Source organism: Paenibacillus alginolyticus DSM 5050 = NBRC 15375, from assembly GCF_000422905.1.
In the GTDB taxonomy this organism is placed as follows: domain Bacteria; phylum Bacillota; class Bacilli; order Paenibacillales; family NBRC-103111; genus Paenibacillus_E; species Paenibacillus_E alginolyticus.
The window spans coordinates 97,475-115,184 of the sequence record NZ_AUGY01000016.1 but is presented as its reverse complement, the minus strand read 5'-3'; the positions used below and the strand labels follow the sequence as shown (position 1 = coordinate 115,184).

Annotated in this window: 13 protein-coding genes; 10 read left to right on the top strand and 3 right to left on the bottom strand. The window is 44.6% G+C overall.

Translation table 11 applies throughout. The annotated features are described in order from the left end of the window. From G519_RS51590 to G519_RS0109335, 3 genes are all read left to right on the top strand, one after another. Positions 1 to 325 (top strand): IS630 family transposase (locus G519_RS51590; protein WP_029194453.1); only part of this gene is annotated, 325 nt, incomplete at its 5' end. Further along, on the top strand, positions 258 to 500 hold the full coding sequence (locus G519_RS52085; RefSeq protein WP_322786722.1) for a DUF6063 family protein: 243 nt from the start codon (positions 258 to 260) through the stop codon (positions 498 to 500). The genes G519_RS51590 and G519_RS52085, both read left to right, overlap by 68 nt. Then, the gene (locus tag G519_RS0109335; RefSeq protein WP_029194452.1) at positions 484 to 4,914 is read left to right on the top strand and encodes a coiled-coil domain-containing protein; all 4,431 of its coding nucleotides are present in this window, start codon (positions 484 to 486) and stop codon (positions 4,912 to 4,914) included. Before G519_RS52085 ends, G519_RS0109335 begins: the two co-directional genes overlap by 17 nt. Positions 4,915 to 5,650: 736 nt before the next feature. Here G519_RS0109335 and G519_RS0109330 read toward each other — a convergent pair. Next, positions 5,651 to 6,859, bottom strand: a complete 1,209-nt coding sequence (locus tag G519_RS0109330; RefSeq protein ID WP_029194451.1) for an SEC-C metal-binding domain-containing protein — start codon at positions 6,857 to 6,859, stop codon at positions 5,651 to 5,653. A gap of 143 nt (positions 6,860 to 7,002) precedes the next feature. On the opposite strand from G519_RS0109330, the gene G519_RS42385 reads away from it, so the two are divergent. The 6 genes from G519_RS42385 (at position 7,003) to G519_RS0109295 (ending at position 14,012) form a co-directional block, all read left to right on the top strand. Next, complete coding sequence (locus G519_RS42385; RefSeq protein ID WP_064743411.1) at positions 7,003 to 7,818, top strand: RQC-minor-1 family DNA-binding protein; 816 nt, start codon at positions 7,003 to 7,005, stop codon at positions 7,816 to 7,818. A gap of 39 nt (positions 7,819 to 7,857) precedes the next feature. Next, complete coding sequence (locus tag G519_RS0109320) at positions 7,858 to 9,630, top strand: LytS/YhcK type 5TM receptor domain-containing protein (protein ID WP_029194450.1); 1,773 nt, start codon at positions 7,858 to 7,860, stop codon at positions 9,628 to 9,630. Then, entirely contained in the window at positions 9,617 to 10,378 is a 762-nt protein-coding gene (locus tag G519_RS0109315; RefSeq protein WP_029194449.1) for a LytR/AlgR family response regulator transcription factor, read from the top strand. The genes G519_RS0109320 and G519_RS0109315 overlap by 14 nt, the downstream gene beginning before the upstream one ends. A gap of 135 nt (positions 10,379 to 10,513) precedes the next feature. Then, positions 10,514 to 10,831: a DUF485 domain-containing protein gene (locus G519_RS0109305; protein ID WP_036632469.1), complete on the top strand. Its 318-nt coding sequence runs from the start codon at positions 10,514 to 10,516 to the stop codon at positions 10,829 to 10,831. Next, complete coding sequence (locus G519_RS0109300) at positions 10,828 to 12,348, top strand: solute symporter family protein (protein WP_029194447.1); 1,521 nt, start codon at positions 10,828 to 10,830, stop codon at positions 12,346 to 12,348. Before G519_RS0109305 ends, G519_RS0109300 begins: the two co-directional genes overlap by 4 nt. Before the next feature lie 140 nt (positions 12,349 to 12,488). After that, a complete protein-coding gene (locus G519_RS0109295; RefSeq protein ID WP_029194446.1) occupies positions 12,489 to 14,012 on the top strand; it encodes a solute symporter family protein in 1,524 nt (507 codons plus the stop codon). Position 14,013: 1 nt separating this feature from the next. Here G519_RS0109295 and G519_RS0109290 read toward each other — a convergent pair whose 3' ends face one another. Beyond that, positions 14,014 to 14,814, bottom strand: coding sequence for a WYL domain-containing protein (locus tag G519_RS0109290; protein ID WP_029194445.1), 801 nt, complete (start codon positions 14,812 to 14,814; stop codon positions 14,014 to 14,016). Next, the gene (locus tag G519_RS0109285; protein WP_029194444.1) at positions 14,789 to 16,114 is read right to left on the bottom strand and encodes a helix-turn-helix transcriptional regulator; all 1,326 of its coding nucleotides are present in this window, start codon (positions 16,112 to 16,114) and stop codon (positions 14,789 to 14,791) included. Before G519_RS0109285 ends, G519_RS0109290 begins: the two co-directional genes overlap by 26 nt. 156 nt (positions 16,115 to 16,270) lie before the next feature. On the opposite strand from G519_RS0109285, the gene G519_RS0109280 reads away from it, so the two are divergent. Then, positions 16,271 to 17,689, top strand: coding sequence for an RtcB family protein (locus G519_RS0109280; RefSeq protein WP_029194443.1), 1,419 nt, complete (start codon positions 16,271 to 16,273; stop codon positions 17,687 to 17,689). Positions 17,690 to 17,710 lie beyond the last annotated feature (21 nt).

Below are 17,710 nucleotides of genomic sequence, written 5' to 3'. Positions count from 1 at the left end.
TGAAGTCTACCCTCAAGGAAAGATTGTGATTGTGCTTGATAATGCCCGTATTCATCATGCCAAGTTGCTCCAACCTTTTTTGGAGGACCATAGCGAGCGTCTTGAACTCGTATTCTTACCTCCTTATAGTCCAGAGTTGAACTTGGTCGAAGGACTTTGGAAATGGTTGAAGTCTGATGTCATTAATAACGTGTTTTTTCATTCCGTCACCGAGATCCGCAAGAAAGTTGCTGGATTTATGGAAAACATAGCTCTCAATGCTCAAACGGTCATTGATCGTCTCTGTCTTCGCTTGGAAAGCGATCATTTCCCTGAACAATTTTAGTTCAACTTATATAGTAATCGATATTGGCAATCAGGAAATTACGTTAACCGAAAAGGCGAAAGTGGTTGTACAGCGTTATTTCATGGAACTGGAATACAACCGCGGCATTTTGGAGTTTTTATATCAAAGCGATTCGATTGAGGGGGAGGGAAGCGAACATGCCAGCGATCTCTAAAATACGATTTACGAATGTGGTCTATGAGGATGGAAATAAGCGCTATAACGATGAATTATTTCATTTCGATGGGCATAATGGCGCAATCCTGCTCGAAAATGGAGGGGGCAAGACGGTTTTCATCCAGTCTGCCATTCAAGCTATCCTTCCGCACGCGGAGCTTGCCGGACGTAAAATGAAGGATACGTTAAGTCTCGAAAACGGTCCTGCGCATATCGCGATCGAGTGGATTCTGAGTGAAAGGCCACGGAGATATGTGGTGACTTGCGTCAGCTTGTTTCTGACAGCAACAGGGATAGACTCTTACCGGTATGTCTATGATTATCAGGAGCTTGATGCAGATGCTATTGATCGGATACCTTTTGTCAAGGAAAGTGCAGGCAATCTTAGAGCAGCGGATAAAAGCGAAATTAATGATTATTACCACCAAATGACGTCGAAAAAAATGAACGCTAAGCTGCCTCCCTCGATAAAAGAATACAAGAAAATATTGGAGAACGATTACCACATTATCGCGTCGGAGTGGGATCGTATTGCGAAGATCAACAGCTCAGAGGGCGGTGTAGAGAGCTTTTTTGATGAATGTAAAACGACAAGCCAATTGTTTGATCGGCTGCTGATCCCAACGGTCGAAGATGCGATGGCCGGATACGAACAAGGCGAGTTCGCGAATAATTTTGAAATGCACAGGGACAGCTTCAAAAAATATAAAGAATTAAAAGAAAAAATCGAAGAAAATAAAAAAATCCTCGTGGAACTGGATGGCTATGTGGGTCATTTTGCAAAAATGGATAACAAACAGATGGCTTATGCAGCCACTCAAGCTGAAACGAAGGCCTATTGGCTGCTCGTGAATGAGCAGAAGAATGAGGAAAGTGCCAAGCTCTCGCAATGGCATCATCAGATGTCAGAATGCGACCAGCAATCGCAGGTATTGGCTCGGAAGAAGGAGTCGCTTCATATTGCCAAGCAAAAGCAGGAGCAATCCGCTTTGGAAACAAAGCTCAGATTGGTTGAGGAAGACGTTGAGCTCAAAGAAACGCTGGTACGAAGTGCTAAGCAGCACTACTACTCTTTGCGTTTGGCCGAATACAGGCAGCAGTTAACCTCAGCCGAGGAGCGCATGAACTATTTGCAGCGCGAACTGGATCGATTCGGCAATACCGAGGAAGAAGCTGATCTCAGGGAAGCATGGCTCAATAATGGCGGGCAAATTCGCAGTATTTACAGCCAGATGGAGCAAGAGTGGCAGGTTGAAGAAGAGAAACTGAGTCAGGAATTAGCTGCTTATCTGAATCGGACCGACTTAGAGGAAACGATGCTTAGAGAGCTGTCAAGCGAACTAGAAGAATTAAATAAGCAGCTCATTGAACATAGATCTATCGTGCAGGCCCGCGAGAAAGATAAAGAGGCGCTGAGAGCCAATGTTTTGGCCAACCCGGCCGTCGAAAGCATGGAAGGCAGCATGGCGGACTGGATTCAGCGTTATCAGAAGTTGGATGACAGCAATGTGCTGCTTGTGCAGAAGAACAAGGATTTGGCATTCGGTAAAGAAGAAAGCGAGCGAGAGCTGGAAGGTGTGAGTGAAAGCCTCAAGATCGCCTACGTGGAACGTGCAAGTTCAGAGCAAAATCTCGAAGTGTTTAAAAAAGAGCATCAATCCATGCTTGCCGAAATTGCTGCGTACAAGTCTTCATGGGGGAGACTCTCCACCGTTTATGAGAAGCAGAGTTCAATTGAAGAGCGGCTTAGAGAAGATACGGAAAAGCAGCAGCTGGAGAAGGAAGCTTACTTATTGAAGGAGCGTCTTGCTTTCCGTTACATCGATGATTACAGCTACCAGGATACATTTTTTGCTGATGTCTATGTGGCAGGCTTAGTGGACAAGTGGAGAAATCAGTTCGTCTTATTGGAGACAGGCATTCAATATTTGCAAGGCTTGGAGCTAACCGAACGGGCGATGACTCATCCTCTTTGGTCTGTGACGTTAATTACGACCGAGGGTGAGGTTGGGGTAGTAGCGAGCAAGCTGCGGCAGTATGCGGAGGACATGCAGTTCCCGATTCAAGTGATCTCGTCACAGGAAGCAGCGCGTCTTGCCAATAGTGATACACCGGCAGCTGTCGATGATAACGCTTGGGTTGAACCGCAGCATTGGCGTGATAATGCGGATGAAGCGGAATTCGTGAGCTGGAAACAAACGATATCGCAAAAAGGGGAAGAAGTTCGGACGACACGAAAAGCAAAGGAACACAATTTGCAGCGCACTTCTGATCTACAAGCTTCTTTCAGTCGATTCATTGCTTCTTATCCGCTTGAGGTCGTGCAAGAAATGGAAAGACAAGTTGGACTTCATCGCGAACGAGTGCGTGAGTTAGAGAGCCAGGTGGATGCCATTCGGAAATCCATTCGCCAGGTTGAGCAGACGATTGGGCAGCACAATTCCGTCATGGACGAGCAAAAAGGTGAGATAGTTCAGCTCCAGCAGTGGATTGAAAAAGGGCGAAAATATGTCGAGTTGGGCAAAGAAATCGACATTTTGAATGGGGGCATCGACCAGCTTGCTGAGCAGTCAGAAGATCGGCAAAGCAAGTGGGAGAGCAGACAGCGCTCCATGGAGCAAGTGAAGCTGCAGATTGAAGACGTGAAAAGCAGAATGAACTATTTGAGAACGGAGAAAGCGAGTCTTCAAAGTCAAGATTTGTATATCGAATTGCTGGATATGCAGCCGATTGAAGCGAATCATAGCTTAGATTGGTTGAAAACAGAAAGAAAAGATTTGCATCTTAAGATAAATCACATATCCCAAGGACGACAGCAGCTTGAAGCTGAATGGAGCCATGCCAAGTCCAGCAGAACAACGCTGGAGAAAGAGATGAGCAAGCTCCGGCTGGAACAAGCAGACTTGGAATTGAATGAAGATCTTGCCTTCACGGTGACCGGCGAAGAACAGATGTCGCAGCTGTTAACGGAGCTGAAGGAATATGAATCACGATTGTCTCGTGACAAAGAAGATTTCGTGCGAGTCGAGAAGCAATTTGATGCGCTGGCGACGAGGATTAAACTTCTGATTGAGCAGTTTAGCGCTGCACATTTGGGTGGGCTGCCGCTAACCTTTACGGAGTCACTGAGCGTGGTGGATGAGCAAGTCCACAGTGAGGAAACACGTCTGCAACAGCAGAAAACGGGCTTACTGCAGCAGCATGCGCAAATCCAAGCCCAATTAAGCAAAATGGAAGAGGTTATCCAATATTTAAATCAGTACAAAATCATGCATGGTTTTGAAAATCCGCTCATTCAGGCAGCCTTCATCGCTCAGGAGCAGAAAGCGGAGTTTCCGTTTGACAGAATGAAAATGGTCAGGACATCTGTGGCTTCGTTATCTGCTGTTATGAAAGAACTGGAAGTCGAAGAGTCATTGGTGAAAAAGGCCAGACTTCATTTTATTGATTTTTGCCGGAAACAAATCAAAGATGTCAAAATGAGAGATATGGCCGAGCAAGGTGTCGAGAAAAAAGACAACTATCAGGAGCTAACGCAATTTCAACAGAAAATGCACAGCCGGATTGAACGTGTCAACCATGTCGCAGAAGAAACGATGCGCACCCATAATCAGCAGCTAGAGCAGTATATTATTCATGTGCACAGCCATATAAAGCTGATTGCTTCTGAACTTCGAGATATCCCTAACAAAACCAGAGTAAAGGTTGAGGACCAGTGGAAGCACATTTACTCGTTCCAAATTCCTGAATGGGATGAGCTGGAGGCCAAGGACCATCTGCGCAAGCATCTGGAATGGATTTTAGCCGAACTGGAAAAAGGTCACTATCGGGATGACAACGGGCAGGAAGTGAAATCCACCGTTCGTAAGGAGATCGAAAAATGGTTGGATACCAAGCAGCTTCTGCACATTGTTTTGCAAGAAAGACCGATGAAAGTCTCCTGCCGCAAAGTAACCAATGAAAATAACGTAACGAAGGCTTCCTTCTCCTGGGAGCAGTCTAATAATTGGTCCGGCGGGGAAAAATGGAGCAAGAATATGACGCTATTCTTGGGATTACTCAACTACGTCGCTGAAAAACGTCAGCATATTCAAGCAAATATGAAAAGACATCGTACCGTAATCCTGGATAATCCTTTCGGGAAAGCGTCGAGCGATCATGTCTTGAGTCCTGTCTTTTTTATTGCCGAACAGCTCGGTTTCCAAATTATAGCGCTCACCGCGCATGCGGAAGGGAAATTTCTCAAAGACTATTTCCCTGTCGTCTTTAGCTGCAGGCTCAGACAAGCGGCGAATGGGAGCAAACTAGTGATGACGAAAGAGAAGGAAATTAATCAGGCTTATTTCCGTGATTACGCACCGATTTCGTTAGAGCGATTAGGGGATGTTAAGCAGATGGAGTTATTCATATAGGAAATTTACCACTCGATTGATCATCTTCACTGGTGCTGTTTAAGAAAGTCTGCCCTATCTCCCTTGATTATGCATAGGAGATCAGGCAGACTTTTTTTGACGCCAGAATTTATATGTTTTGGGTTTGGGGTAAGAAACGCTTACTTCTTACGCTGCAGACTAAGCTCGTTTTCCGAGCTTAATCTGCATGGTCGCGCGAGACAGTCTGCCGAGAAGTCGATTTTCGACTTCTCGGACTCTGTCAGCGAGCTTCGGCTCCCAGAGCTCCCGCTGAAAGCGCGTTTTTCGCGCTTATTTGTTTGTGCGCTCCAGAATAAGCGCGTTTTCCGCGCTTATTCTGAACGAACGTGCGAGACAGTCTGCTGAGAAGTCGAATTTCGACTTCTCGGACTCTGTCAGCGAGCTTCGGCTCGCAGAGCTCCCGCTGAAAGCTCGTTTTTCGCGCTTATTTGTTTGTGCGCTCCAGAATAAGCGCGTTTTCCGCGCTTATTCTGAACGAACGCGCGAGACAGTCTGCTGAGAAGTCGATTTTCGACTTCTCGGACTCTGTCAGCGAGCTTCGGCTCACAGAGCTCTCGCTGAAAGCGCGTTTTTCGCGCTTATTTGTTCGTGCGCTCCCGCTGTAAGCGAGTCTTCCGCAATTATTTTTCCGGGCGTTCCTGTTCCTTGATGAACCAAACAAAATCCCAAACCAAATGTCAGTAGTTGGGATTTTGTTTATGAGAGCCAAATTTATCTAAGCATTGCTGCAGCACTTCTTGTATTTCTTACTGCTGCCGCAAGGACAAGGGTCGTTACGTCCTATTTTATCCATCTTCTTGGAAGGGGCCAACATAGGTACTGAACTTTTACCCTTAAAGAGCCGATCTATCTCATTTGTTCGTTTGGCGCGTCGTTTCTCCGCTTCTTCTAGCTCTAGCTTCCAGATATTCCTCTGAGGCAGCAGAGCGTCAGACATTATACAATGGGCATAAAGCGTTTCCTTGAGATTCAGGAGTCCGCTGTCATAGCCATTCTCCAAGAGTTCGTGCACCAAGGGAATACCTATAGTGGAGCCTAACTCACACAGTCCGTCGGCCAGTCTAGTGGCATTAGTGATATCATCTTCGTTGGGCAGCAGCGCAAGCAGTGCTTTCTCAGAAGCGGGCAGCTTAATTCTTCCGAACACTTCCGATGCAAACAGGCGATAGTATTTCTCGGATGCTGCAGCGTATTTTTCAGCTAATGTCGTAATGACAGATTCGGTGCCAATCCGAACAAGGGCTCTCACAGTAGTTTCTGGCAGAACATCACTTTCATCTCCCAGAAAGCTGCATAACAGCGGAATTGCCGATTCCAACTGCATTTCACCTGCCAATTGGGCGTAAAAGATTATTTCGTAACTATAATCGTCCGGGTCGTAGGAATCGAGTACATGCAAAATGTGGTCAGGCGATACACTTTTGCGCTGTGCGAGTTCATGTATCAGTTGGTCTCCATAAAATGTATCAATGTCGTTAAAGTATTTGCCATAAGCTTCTTTAATGAAATGTTCGAATGCATCGAAGAGAACATCATTTTCCAAATTAGCAATGTTCATTCTGGTTTGTATCCGTTTATTCAAGTCCTCAGACTGAGCGAGAACATCCAGATAAGGTTCAAGGAGAGACAGATTGCTATGAATGAGAATATTAGCTAAATGATATTTGATGTTGACATCCATATCCGCTGCTTGAAGAAGCTCCATGATTTCGGATATCGTTTCCTTGGATTGAGTGAATAAACGGGCTTTGTACAGGTAGAAGGTCTCACCTTTATGAATTTGCTTCAGCCTTTGAAGAACGAGCGGCATAAGTGTATCATCATTCAAATATAAATTGCTGTTGTAAAAATAATTGATCGCTGCGTGGCTAACGACTAGCTCTGGGTGTAAAATAAACGGTTTAATCTGATTAGGTGTGAGCACGGAGAACAACCTTTCTATTCTAGTTTTGCTATATTAAAATATTGTCTATAATTAATAATACAATACTAGAATGAGTCTGAAAAAGAAACTGTTGATTGAAGCTGGATAATCCGAAAAAGTATGGCGAGGAGGAACGGTTGTTTATGGCCACATTGAATCATAAGAATAAGCAGTCGAAACCGGAGCTGGCAGCTAGTTTAAGAGAAGAGGAAATTCGTTATATCCTTCACGCGGCAGATAGTTTGATCGGTAGAGGAGGAAGGAGCATGTTAGCCAAAATTTTAAAGGGCTCACGTGATAAAAAGCTGTTGGAGCTGGAATTGAACACGAACGTGGCTTATGGCTACTATAGTTACTTGACTCTAGTGCAAATTACAGAACGAGTCGATTGGATGATCAAGAATGATTTTCTTGAATTGGAGTACAACCGCGATATGCCCGTGCTTATTTTCACAGAAAAAGGATGGCTGATCCAGTGTGATCAGTTGACTGACCTGCTGCTGCATCAGTGGAGGCAGTGGATTGAAGCCGGAATTAGTGACATGGATATGACTTATCTGAAAGATCGCAACCGAGGCATGATTTTACTTTTTTTACAGAAAGTTGCGGACACTTCGGATGAACGCTTCATTCCTCTGCTCAAGCAGTGGCAGCTTGTCGATTATCAAAAGGTGAAGAAAGCGATAAGGGAGGTTATTGCTCATCTTCAGAATAAGGGGGAAAGTCGTTTAGCTTTAGAAGGTGCAGCTCCTCAAGTGGGAATTACTTCCGACCTGTTTCATCAACCGCGCGAAGCGGAACGGCTTAAATGCTGGGAATGCGGAAAACGTTTTGAATGGAAGATAGAGGAACAGGATGTATTCCGCATGCGTGGCTGGGATCCGCCAAAACGTTGTTCTTCTTGCCGAGAGGAGCGCCGAAGGCAAATAGAAGGATTCACTTGGAATGATTTTGATTAGACCCATCGTGTTATCGAGTTATATAGCAGGAGGGATAATATGGAAGCGCTTGCTCTTTTGCTTTTTGAGCGTATGGGTATTCTGTTGATCGTAACATTTATCCTCACGCGAATTCCTATCGTTCGTCAGCTTCTGGATAGAAAAATGTCCGTTATGAATACGATTTATTTCATCTGTTTATTTGGCTTGTTCGGCATTCTTGGCACCTATGCAGGTGTGGTGATCGAAGAGGGAGTCATCTCGTCTTCCTTTTGGATCTTTCCACTGCAAGCCGATCAAGCATTAGCCCATTCCGCTCTGGTTGGCGTTGTCATCGGAGGTTTAATGGGAGGTCCTCTTGTGGGGATCGGTGCAGGTTTAATTACTGGAAGCCACTTATATATGATGAGTGGATTTACAGGTTTGGCGGGCGGAATCGCCGCTCCGCTGACCGGATTGTTAGCGGGCGGAGTGGCGAGATTCTTCTTGCAGGAACGGGTGATTTCTCCGGCCAAAGCGATTTTTATCGGCATGTTCGCACCCATCGTGCAGATGGGAATCATCCTTATTGTATCAACGCCACCCGAGAAGGCTATTGAACTTGTGGACTTGATCGGCATTCCGATGGTGCTCACGAACAGCATCTCCATCGCGATATTCACAACCATGCTGCGTGTTGTTTTTCGGGAAGAGGAACGCGCCGTTGCTTATGAAACACAGCGAGCCCTGCACATAGCAGAAGCTGCACTGCCTCATCTGAAGCAGGGACTAACTTATCAATCGGCTGATGCGATTGCTCGGTTACTGCTAAGGGAGCTTAAGACGGCTGCGGTTGCTGTTACCGATTCGGAGAATATTCTTGCTCACGCTGGACTCGGTGATAGGATTCTCATACCCGGTGAGCCGATTCGCTCTGAGCTTTCGAGGCAAGCCATTGGCACAGGTAAGCTGCAAATCGCAATTAACCATGAGGATATCCAACCGAATCATAGATTGCTTAGAGCTGCGATCATCGTTCCGATCAAGCAGGCTGGACATGTTGCAGGTTTGATCAAGCTTTATTTTAAAAAAACCCAGGAAATTCGTTCGGTTGAGATCGTACTTGCAGAAGGATTAGGCAAACTGTTGTCCTATCAGCTTAGTGTGGCCATGCATGAGAGTATGGAGGCATTAATGAAGGAATCCGAACTAAGGATCCTGCAGTCGCAAATCAATCCTCATTTTTTATTCAATACATTGAACTCAATCATCTCGCTGATTCGAATTGAGCCAGATATGGCAAGGCATATCACCATGCAGCTAAGTACCTTCATGAGGCTTAATATCAAGTTAATGGCGTCTCAACGAATTTCAATCCAACAGGAAATGATGCACCTTAGCTCGTATTTAGAAATTATCCAGATTCGATTCAAGGACCAAATAACCATGGAAGTTCAGATGGAACCTGATTTGCTGATAGCTATGATTCCTCCCGTTACGCTGCAGCCCTTGGTTGAGAACTGTATCAAACATGGATTGAAAGATAGGAATCATGGAGGGCGAATCCGAATAGAGGTATTGAACCATGAGGATACTTTACAAATATCAATCGAAGATAACGGAAGCGGTATACCTCCTGAATTGATAGAGCAACTAGGTAAAGGACCAGTAAATAGCAGCGAGGGGAATGGGAACGGGATTGGTGTTTACAATGTCAATCAACGGCTGATCGGCTTGTTTGGCGAGGAATCTCGACTTTTTATCGAAAATAATGTAAATGGCGGATGTAGATTTTCATTTAACATTCCTGGGACAAGTTCCGAGAGGAGGGGATACGCTGATGAGACCCATTAAGGTCATGATTGCTGAAGATGAGTGGCTGGCCCGTAAAGAGCTGATCTACCTGTTGGGGATGGAAGAAGATATAGAGCTGATGCCGCATGCCTCCAACGGTAAGGAGTTATTGGAGCTTGTAAATGAATGGGAGCCAGATGCTATTTTTTTGGACATTCAAATGCCGGAATTAGACGGCGTACAAGCAGCCCGTATGCTGAAAACTGCCGCACAAGCGCCCTTAATTGTATTCACAACGGCCCACGATGATCATGCGGTAGAGGCGTTCGGGTTGAATGCTGTTGATTATTTACTTAAACCTTATAGTCATGAGCGTCTAAAGGAATCACTGGCCAGGATTCGCAGCAAGCTTTCCAATAGTCCATTAACGACATCACTGCCTAGCAAAATGCAATTTTCCTCCAAAGCAAGGAACTGGAATAAGCTATTAATCATAGACGGGGAGAAGCATGTCCTGCTTGATCCTGAAACTATCCTTTATGCTGAAAGGGAAGAAAAAAGCATCCATATCTATACGTTTTCCAACCAGATTTATATGTCCAAAATGAGCCTGCAGGAATTGGAAAACAAGCTCGGGGAACTCCCTTTTTTTCGTCCTCATCGCAGTTATTTAGTTAATTTAAATGGTATCGATGAATTAGTTCCATGGTTCAATGGCGCTTTTAATTTGATTTTGAAAAATGAAAAAAGAACGCAAATACCCGTTTCACGGGAGATGGCCAAAGAGCTGTTTAGGCTGCTCAAATAAAAATGAAACCGATTAAAGCTCCTTATTTGGCAATTCAGGCGGGGAATATGACGATTCGCGACAGTCTTATTACAAGGGGCAAAAATTCGCATATAATCAAACTGAAGGCGCTTACATTTAAGGGGGGACGTGCGAATGTCTAACAACAAGCCAATACAGTATGGGGAAGTGGCACAATCTGAAAAATTCAAGAAATTAATCGGCAGCAAGAAAAGATTCATCATTCCGATGACAGTCTTTTTCCTCCTTTTTTACTTTACTCTACCCATCTTAACCTCTTACACGAAAGTATTGAATAATCCGGCAATCGGCCCTATTTCGTGGGCGTGGGTGTACGCATTTGCCCAGTTTCTGATGACTTGGGCTCTCTGTATCATTTACTCCAGGAAATCCAAGGAATTCGACCGACAAATTGAAGAAATAAAATCGGAAACTGGGGGTAATTCGTTATGAGTCCAACAGCCGTCATTCTATTTCTTTGCATTATTTTATTAACGATGATTATTACGTATTATGCAGCTAAGAAAACGGATAGCTCGAGTGAGTTCTATACAGGCGGTGGAGGATTAACGGGGTGGCAGAACGGGCTAGCTATTGCCGGAGATTATATGTCGGCAGCATCGTTCTTGGGAATCGCAGGGACGATCGCCTTGACTGGATTTGATGGATTCTTCTACAGTCTAGGTTTTCTAGTTGCTTATCTTGTCGTCCTCTATTTAGTGGCGGAACCGCTTCGGAATTTAGGGAAATATACGATGGCGGATATGATCGCGGCGCGATTTGCTAATCAGAATGTTCGTGGGGTTGCCGCATTAAACACGATCACCATTTCCATTTTCTACATGATCGCGCAGCTTGTTGGTGCGGGTGCTTTGATCAAACTATTATTCGGCTTTAATTACTATACCTCTGTATTAATTGTGGGTATCCTGATGACCATCTATGTGGTATTTGGCGGAATGCGAGCCACGAGTTGGGTGCAAATTACGAAAGCTGTTCTTCTGATGGGTGGGACGCTGATCCTGTCACTTATCGTTCTAGCTAAGTTTAATTTTAGTATTTCCGAAATGTTTACCCAATTGAAAACAGCGACACCTTTGAAAGAGGCGTTTTTAAACCCGGGTAACAAATATAAGATTCCGGTTGAAACGCTTTCGCTTAACCTTGCTTTGGTGCTTGGAACTGCTGGATTGCCGCATATTCTCACACGTTTCTATACAGTGAAAAATGCGGCTACGGCAAGAAGTTCTGTCGTCTCGGCAACATGGGTTATCGGTATTTTCTATGTCATGACCTTATTCCTTGGCTTTGGAGCTGCGGCATTTGTTGGTGCAAAAGATATTACAGCGATAGATAAAGGTGGAAACATGGCTGCGCCGCTATTGGCCAAAGCACTAGGCGGAGATTTCTTGTTTGCCTTTATTTCCGCAGTAGCTTTTGCTACGATATTAGCGGTAGTTACCGGATTGGTGCTTTCTGCTGCATCGGCCTTCTCCCATGATTTTTACGGACAAATCGTTCGTAAAGGCAAAGCGACGGATAAGGAAGAATTGAAAATAGCCCGTTTCGCTTCGATTGGTGTAGCTGTACTCTCAATTATCTTTGCACTGTTCGCTCAAAAGCTCAATGTAGCTTTCTTGGTATCCATTGCCTTCGCTGTTGCGGCGAGTGCCAATTTGCCAGTCATTCTCTTCACCGTATATTGGAAAAGATTTAATACGACAGGCGCGATTGTCGGTATGTTAAGTGGACTAGTAAGCTGTATCCTGCTTGTTGCCGTGGGTCCGAATATTTGGGGAGAGGCAGGGAAGGCGATTCTGGTGGGCAATCCGCTTATTAATTTGGCCAATCCCGGCATTATCTCCATTCCACTTGGATTCCTTGGAGCCTATATTGGAACGATGCTTTCTACACAAAGAGACGATGTAAAATATACTGAAATTAATGTAAAAGCTAATACGGGCATGTAAGCAGCCCATCCTATTGAACCCAAAAAACATGCAGTCAGCCTTTCATTAGGCTTGCTGCATGTTATTGCTTTTTTGTGGGCCTAAATATGCTATTCTTTTAGTAGTAAATAAAGAGCAGCCAAGAAAGGAATCGGATCACTATGAATTTTTTCGCGTTTGTCTTTTTCGTGGCCGTAGTGATTGGAACGCTGGTTATTACGTACCATTCGGCTAAACGTACAACGAACACGAATGACTTTTACGTGGCTGGAAATCGACTCACTGGCTTACAAAACGGGCTGGCCATTTCTGGTGATTATATGAGTGCCGCTTCTTTTCTTGGTATCACGGGGACTATTGCCATATATGGCTTTGATGGTTTTTTCTATTCAATAGGCTTTCTAGCATCCTATGTAATTGTGCTCTATATCATCGCAGAACCGCTGCATAATCTAGGACGTTTTACGATGGCAGATGCAATTGCAGTACGGTTTCAAGAGAAGAATCTTAGAGGTTGGATGGCGATTAACAATATTTTGATCACAATTTTCTATATGATTGCTCAGTTGGTTGGCGCAGGGGGGATCATTCATTTACTGCTTGGGGTGCAATATTCCTCTGCCATCCTTGTAGTGGGCAGCTTGATGACCATTTATGTGGCTTTCGGCGGTATGCTTGCTACATCTTGGGTGCAAATCATCAAGGCTATTTTACTCGTGTGCAGTACTTTTATGATCAGCCTGATAGTACTTGCCAGATTTCATTGGAATATTTTTGATCTATATGTGTATGTTTCGCAAGCAACTCCGTTAAAGGAGAAGTTTGTGCAGCCTGGGAATTTATTTTCGGGACCCTTGGATACGCTTTCCTTTAATCTGGCTTTGGTATTGGGGACGGCAGGGCTGCCGCACATCATCTCTAGATTTTATACGGTCAAAGAGGCGCAGACGGTCAGGTCTTCCGTCATTCATGCCACTTGGTTGATCGGCGCTTTTTATGTGATGACAATCTTTCTTGGTTTTGGTGCAGCAGCCTTCGTTGACCGAACATTATTATTGGGTGAGGACAATATGGCGGCACCCTTACTTGCCAAGGCGCTTGGCGGCGAGTTTTGGATGGCGTTCATTTCAGCAGTTGCTTTTGCCACCATTCTGGCTGTAGTCTCAGGGTTGGTATTGGCGGCAACGTCCGCTTTTTCGCATGATATTTACAGTAGTATATTGAAAAAGGGAAAAGCAACAGAGGCACAGCAAATGCTGGTTGCCAAATGTTCAGCGGTAGTGGTTGGTGTATTGTCTATCGTACTTGCTTTAGGTGCCCAGCGGTTAAACGTGGCATTCCTTGTCTCGTTGGCTTTTGCGGTAGCGGCTTCTGCGAACTTGCCTTTACTTGTGCTTACGCTGTACTGGCGGCGATTCAATTCAAATGGTGCGATAATCGGGTTGTTAACGGGACTTATCACTTCGATCTTGTTCGTGATTCTAAGCCCCAATGTGATGGATCCTTTGTCTGGCTGGATTCGTCGTGAAGCGCTGTTCCCATTGAATAATCCAGGGATTGTTTCTATTCCGCTTGGATTCCTTGGAGGGATTCTGGGGACCTTACTAACCAAGAAGAATGATCCGGATCATTACGATAAGTTGGTTGTTCTGTCCCAATTGGCGCGGGTGGAATTGAGAGAATAGTCTAGGACTCCCCATACCTAGCCAAAGCTTTTTTGGCCGATTCAAGCATTCTCCTTTGCAAATGCTCGCCTTGGGTGACACGCACGCGCTTACCCAAGAAGCGAAGTTTGCTAAGGACATATTCGGCTTCATTATTTAAAAAGGTTAATCGGATTGTATACGTTTCTTGCATTTCATCGTAGTCGACTTGCTTCTCAAAGCAAGAGAAGGCATATAAAATCCGCGACAATTCTCGATTGTACTCCTTTATAACCTCGATCGTCGCATGAATCTGACGTTTTTGCAGCAGTTTCTCAATGTCTAAACCAATTTGGGTAGCTCGCTCAGGAGAAATGGACAACTCTTTGATCGATTCAATTTTTTCCAGTTTCGTACTCATCATTGCTCGATGTCGGATGTGATACCAGAGCAAGTACCACTCTTTTTTCACCAAGGAATACTCAAGCTTATAGGGAAAAGCCATTTCATTGGTAAAAGTCCGATCATCCTTCACCCTGTATGTAAGTTGGATAGCGGCTTGACTCGTAATGAATCGACGTAATGCGCGAAGCATCGGGTGATAGACTAGCTTCTCCTTGCTTCGAGCTTTCTCAATAAAGGCATCAGAAAAATCCAAGGGGTTCTCATCAACAAGCACAGATTCAAGCTTTTTGAGTGTCACTGGGGTGAAAGCATGGGACGCCGAAGGGTGATTAAGCATGGTCTTCAGCCATGACCTTTCCTGTGCGGTGATCATGAAAGTGCCCGAATTCTCTAGGCGCGTAATCATTTGATAGTTAAATATTTTCTTGAACAGGTTCATAATACGCCTCAAGCTCCTTCCACTCCGCAATCATCTCATTCCGAAAATAGATCGGTTCAAGCACCTCGCAGCTAGATCCGAAGCTTCTAATCCAAGGCTTAATTTCCGTAGTTCCATTAACCTTAATTTCGAAAATAAACGAATCGAGCTGTTCTTCCGTAATTTCTCCCCACTGCCCCTGAAGAAGGACACGATCTTTAATGAAGTTCGGCCCCGTATCGCCTGGATTAAAAAATCTTACTTTCAAGATAACCGATCGTCCGGTATCAAGGACCCAGCTATGCTTTATGCTCTCTTCCAATACACTTTTCTTCTCATTAAAAAGGATGGAGTCGACAGTCTCACCCTGCTCAATCTGAGTCATACCTTCCATGCGATATTTCTTGATACCATGCCGAGAGTCATTAGCAAGAAGGTACCAGCGTCCATATTGGTGATCGTAGACAATTTTGAGCGGTAAAGTTTTCTGCAGCTTCCCTTCCATTTCACGTTCGAACAATGGGTTTGTGTTTTTCGATGAATAAGATTGCGTATTTTTGGGCGAAAAGTATAAGAAATCGATCTTGCGGCGGTTTTGGATCGCTGATAGAAGGATGGACAGATGCGCTTCATCCAAAATACGTGAGTGGTAATGATATTTATAAAGGAATGGCTCTATGGATGCCGGTTCCGATAAAGTTCGATTCATATGCTTTTTTAGCCCGTCTCGCAGTAAATAGCCTTGTACCGAAGGTACTTGTGTATTTGACATCACATCGACAAAATCATATAGATCAACAAGCTCATCCTGTGTAAGCTCTTGGCTTAAATCATTGTGTATGCGATAACGGTAGGGGCGTGGTCCTGGTACTTTTTTGATGACACCGACTTCTTCGAGGTATTTCAAGTCGTTTCGAACCGTTTTCTCATCAGGAAGTGAGGAATCTGTTTGAATATCTTTACAACATACGTCCAGCAGCTCAATAGCGGTAAGTGCCTGCTCATTCAAAGCAGCAAGAAGCGTAGATATTCGCTGACTTTCGGATTCTTTCAATGACTTCGCTCGAAATAAGAACAACAGCATAGGATCCGTTGAATCGAAATAGCTGTATCGCAGCATCTCGGTGAATTCTTTCCTTTGTGTGTCCGGCGCCTGTTGATACATCGTCGCTACGATTTCTTTTAGCCGGCGTAAGGTTTTATCAAAGGTATGAACCGAGATACCCAGCCTCTCCGCAAATTGCTGACGACTATACGCGCCACTAGTGAGGACAAGCATTCGCAGAAATTGAATTTCTTTATCAAAGCTTTCCTTAGCCATTTGTATCCCTCACTCTTCATTTCAACCTTATCTTATTGTAACAGGGGAGAGATATGGAGAAAATGGAAAACTTTTCACTGTCGTCATACTTTCACCATGTTCGTTCGAACGCAAATCAGCGAAGATAGCTTTAGAAGATAAACGGAGGTTAACCAAATGGATATGATAACAAAAGCTCACGGAAGTAATCATTATGAAATGGAACTAGAGCATGGCAATTTGCACGTTTTTGCTAACTCAGATGTATTCCAATCTTTTGAAAACAAAGTATTTGAAATGGCAGATAATAACCTGCGGATTCCGCGTAATGTGCATATGAGCTACACCCCGGATGCCCATGTTGGAATTGGTACTTGTATTGGGACAACGGCAGTCTGGAGCATGAAAGACGGGTTCGTTTCCCCTTCCATCGTTGGTGTGGATATCGGCTGTGGTATGCGCGTGCATACGACATCTCTGCATAAACGTGATATTCAAGACAAAAGTGTTCGTAGAGCACTAATTAAAGCGATCGAGAAATATGTTCCAACGAATGAGCGCACGAATACGAATTATTCAGATATCAATATCATGGATGTCGTTCAACACGGCTTAAAAGGACTTCCTGATAAATACGTTCCGAATGAACAGTGGCTTACGCATGTAGAAGAATCTACGTTCGAGTTCGACCACGCCTACCTTGAGAATTTGCCAGCAAAAATCCGTAAATATGCCCATGGGCAGCTTGGGACGCTCGGTGGCGGGAACCATTTTATAGAGATTCAGTATCTAGAAGTGGCGGAGGCTCATAAGGATTTGGCAGAAAAATGGGGCTTGTTCGACGGTCAGGTTGTCGTCATGATTCACTCCGGATCACGTGCATGGGGAGCTATGTTGGGTCAAGAATTTACCAAGGTTTTCAGAGAAGTAATGAACAGCTGGGGTGTCGTAAATCCGGATCGGAATCTCTTATATGCCCCAATTGCAAGTCATGAAGGGCTAACCTATTTAAATCTGATGTATTCCGCACTAAATTTTGCAGTAAGTAATCGACATATGATTGCTTATGGCGTTCAAGAAGCGTTCCGAGAAGTATTTGGCAAAGACCTGGAGATGCCTGTACTGTATGACCTTATGCATAACTATGCATTAAAAGAATTTCATCGCAATCAGCCGATGCTCGTACATCGGAAGGGAGCGACAAGAGCGCTGCCGCCAGGTCATTTCCTGAATGCAGCTGCCTATAAAGAAACGGGTCATCCGGCCTTAATCCCTGGTTCTATGGGGACCTCATCGTACATTATGGTTGGGAAAGAGGAAGGGCTGAAAAACTTCTACTCCATCTGTCACGGTGCGGGCAGAGCGAGATCGCGGAAAGCGACAAAAGAGCTTGTCACTGTGGATCAATTCGCGCAATCGATGAAAGTTGGGACAGACGATGAGATTCTCGTTAATCATCGTTCCCTGCAAACGATACTTGATGAATGTCCGCAGGCCTACAAGGATGTGGATCAGATTATTGATAGTGTTGTGGGCGCATCGCTTGCTGATGTGGTGGCCACTTGTAAGCCGATGGTTGCGATTAAAGGCATTTAGGAAAATAAATATTTGAGGTGA

What these genes read in the sequence shown, in the direction of transcription:
- G519_RS52085 (WP_322786722.1), top strand. Translation starts at nt 258, where the DNA reads ATGCTCAAACGGTCATTGATCGTCTCTGTCTTCGCTTGGAAAGCGATC.
- G519_RS0109335 (WP_029194452.1), top strand. Translation starts at nt 484, where the DNA reads ATGCCAGCGATCTCTAAAATACGATTTACGAATGTGGTCTATGAGGAT.
- G519_RS42385 (WP_064743411.1), top strand. Translation starts at nt 7,003, where the DNA reads ATGGCCACATTGAATCATAAGAATAAGCAGTCGAAACCGGAGCTGGCA.
- G519_RS0109320 (WP_029194450.1), top strand. Translation starts at nt 7,858, where the DNA reads ATGGAAGCGCTTGCTCTTTTGCTTTTTGAGCGTATGGGTATTCTGTTG.
- G519_RS0109315 (WP_029194449.1), top strand. Translation starts at nt 9,617, where the DNA reads ATGAGACCCATTAAGGTCATGATTGCTGAAGATGAGTGGCTGGCCCGT.
- G519_RS0109305 (WP_036632469.1), top strand. Translation starts at nt 10,514, where the DNA reads ATGTCTAACAACAAGCCAATACAGTATGGGGAAGTGGCACAATCTGAA.
- G519_RS0109300 (WP_029194447.1), top strand. Translation starts at nt 10,828, where the DNA reads ATGAGTCCAACAGCCGTCATTCTATTTCTTTGCATTATTTTATTAACG.
- G519_RS0109295 (WP_029194446.1), top strand. Translation starts at nt 12,489, where the DNA reads ATGAATTTTTTCGCGTTTGTCTTTTTCGTGGCCGTAGTGATTGGAACG.
- G519_RS0109290 (WP_029194445.1), bottom strand. Translation starts at nt 14,814, where the DNA reads ATGAACCTGTTCAAGAAAATATTTAACTATCAAATGATTACGCGCCTA.
- G519_RS0109285 (WP_029194444.1), bottom strand. Translation starts at nt 16,114, where the DNA reads ATGGCTAAGGAAAGCTTTGATAAAGAAATTCAATTTCTGCGAATGCTT.
- G519_RS0109280 (WP_029194443.1), top strand. Translation starts at nt 16,271, where the DNA reads ATGGATATGATAACAAAAGCTCACGGAAGTAATCATTATGAAATGGAA.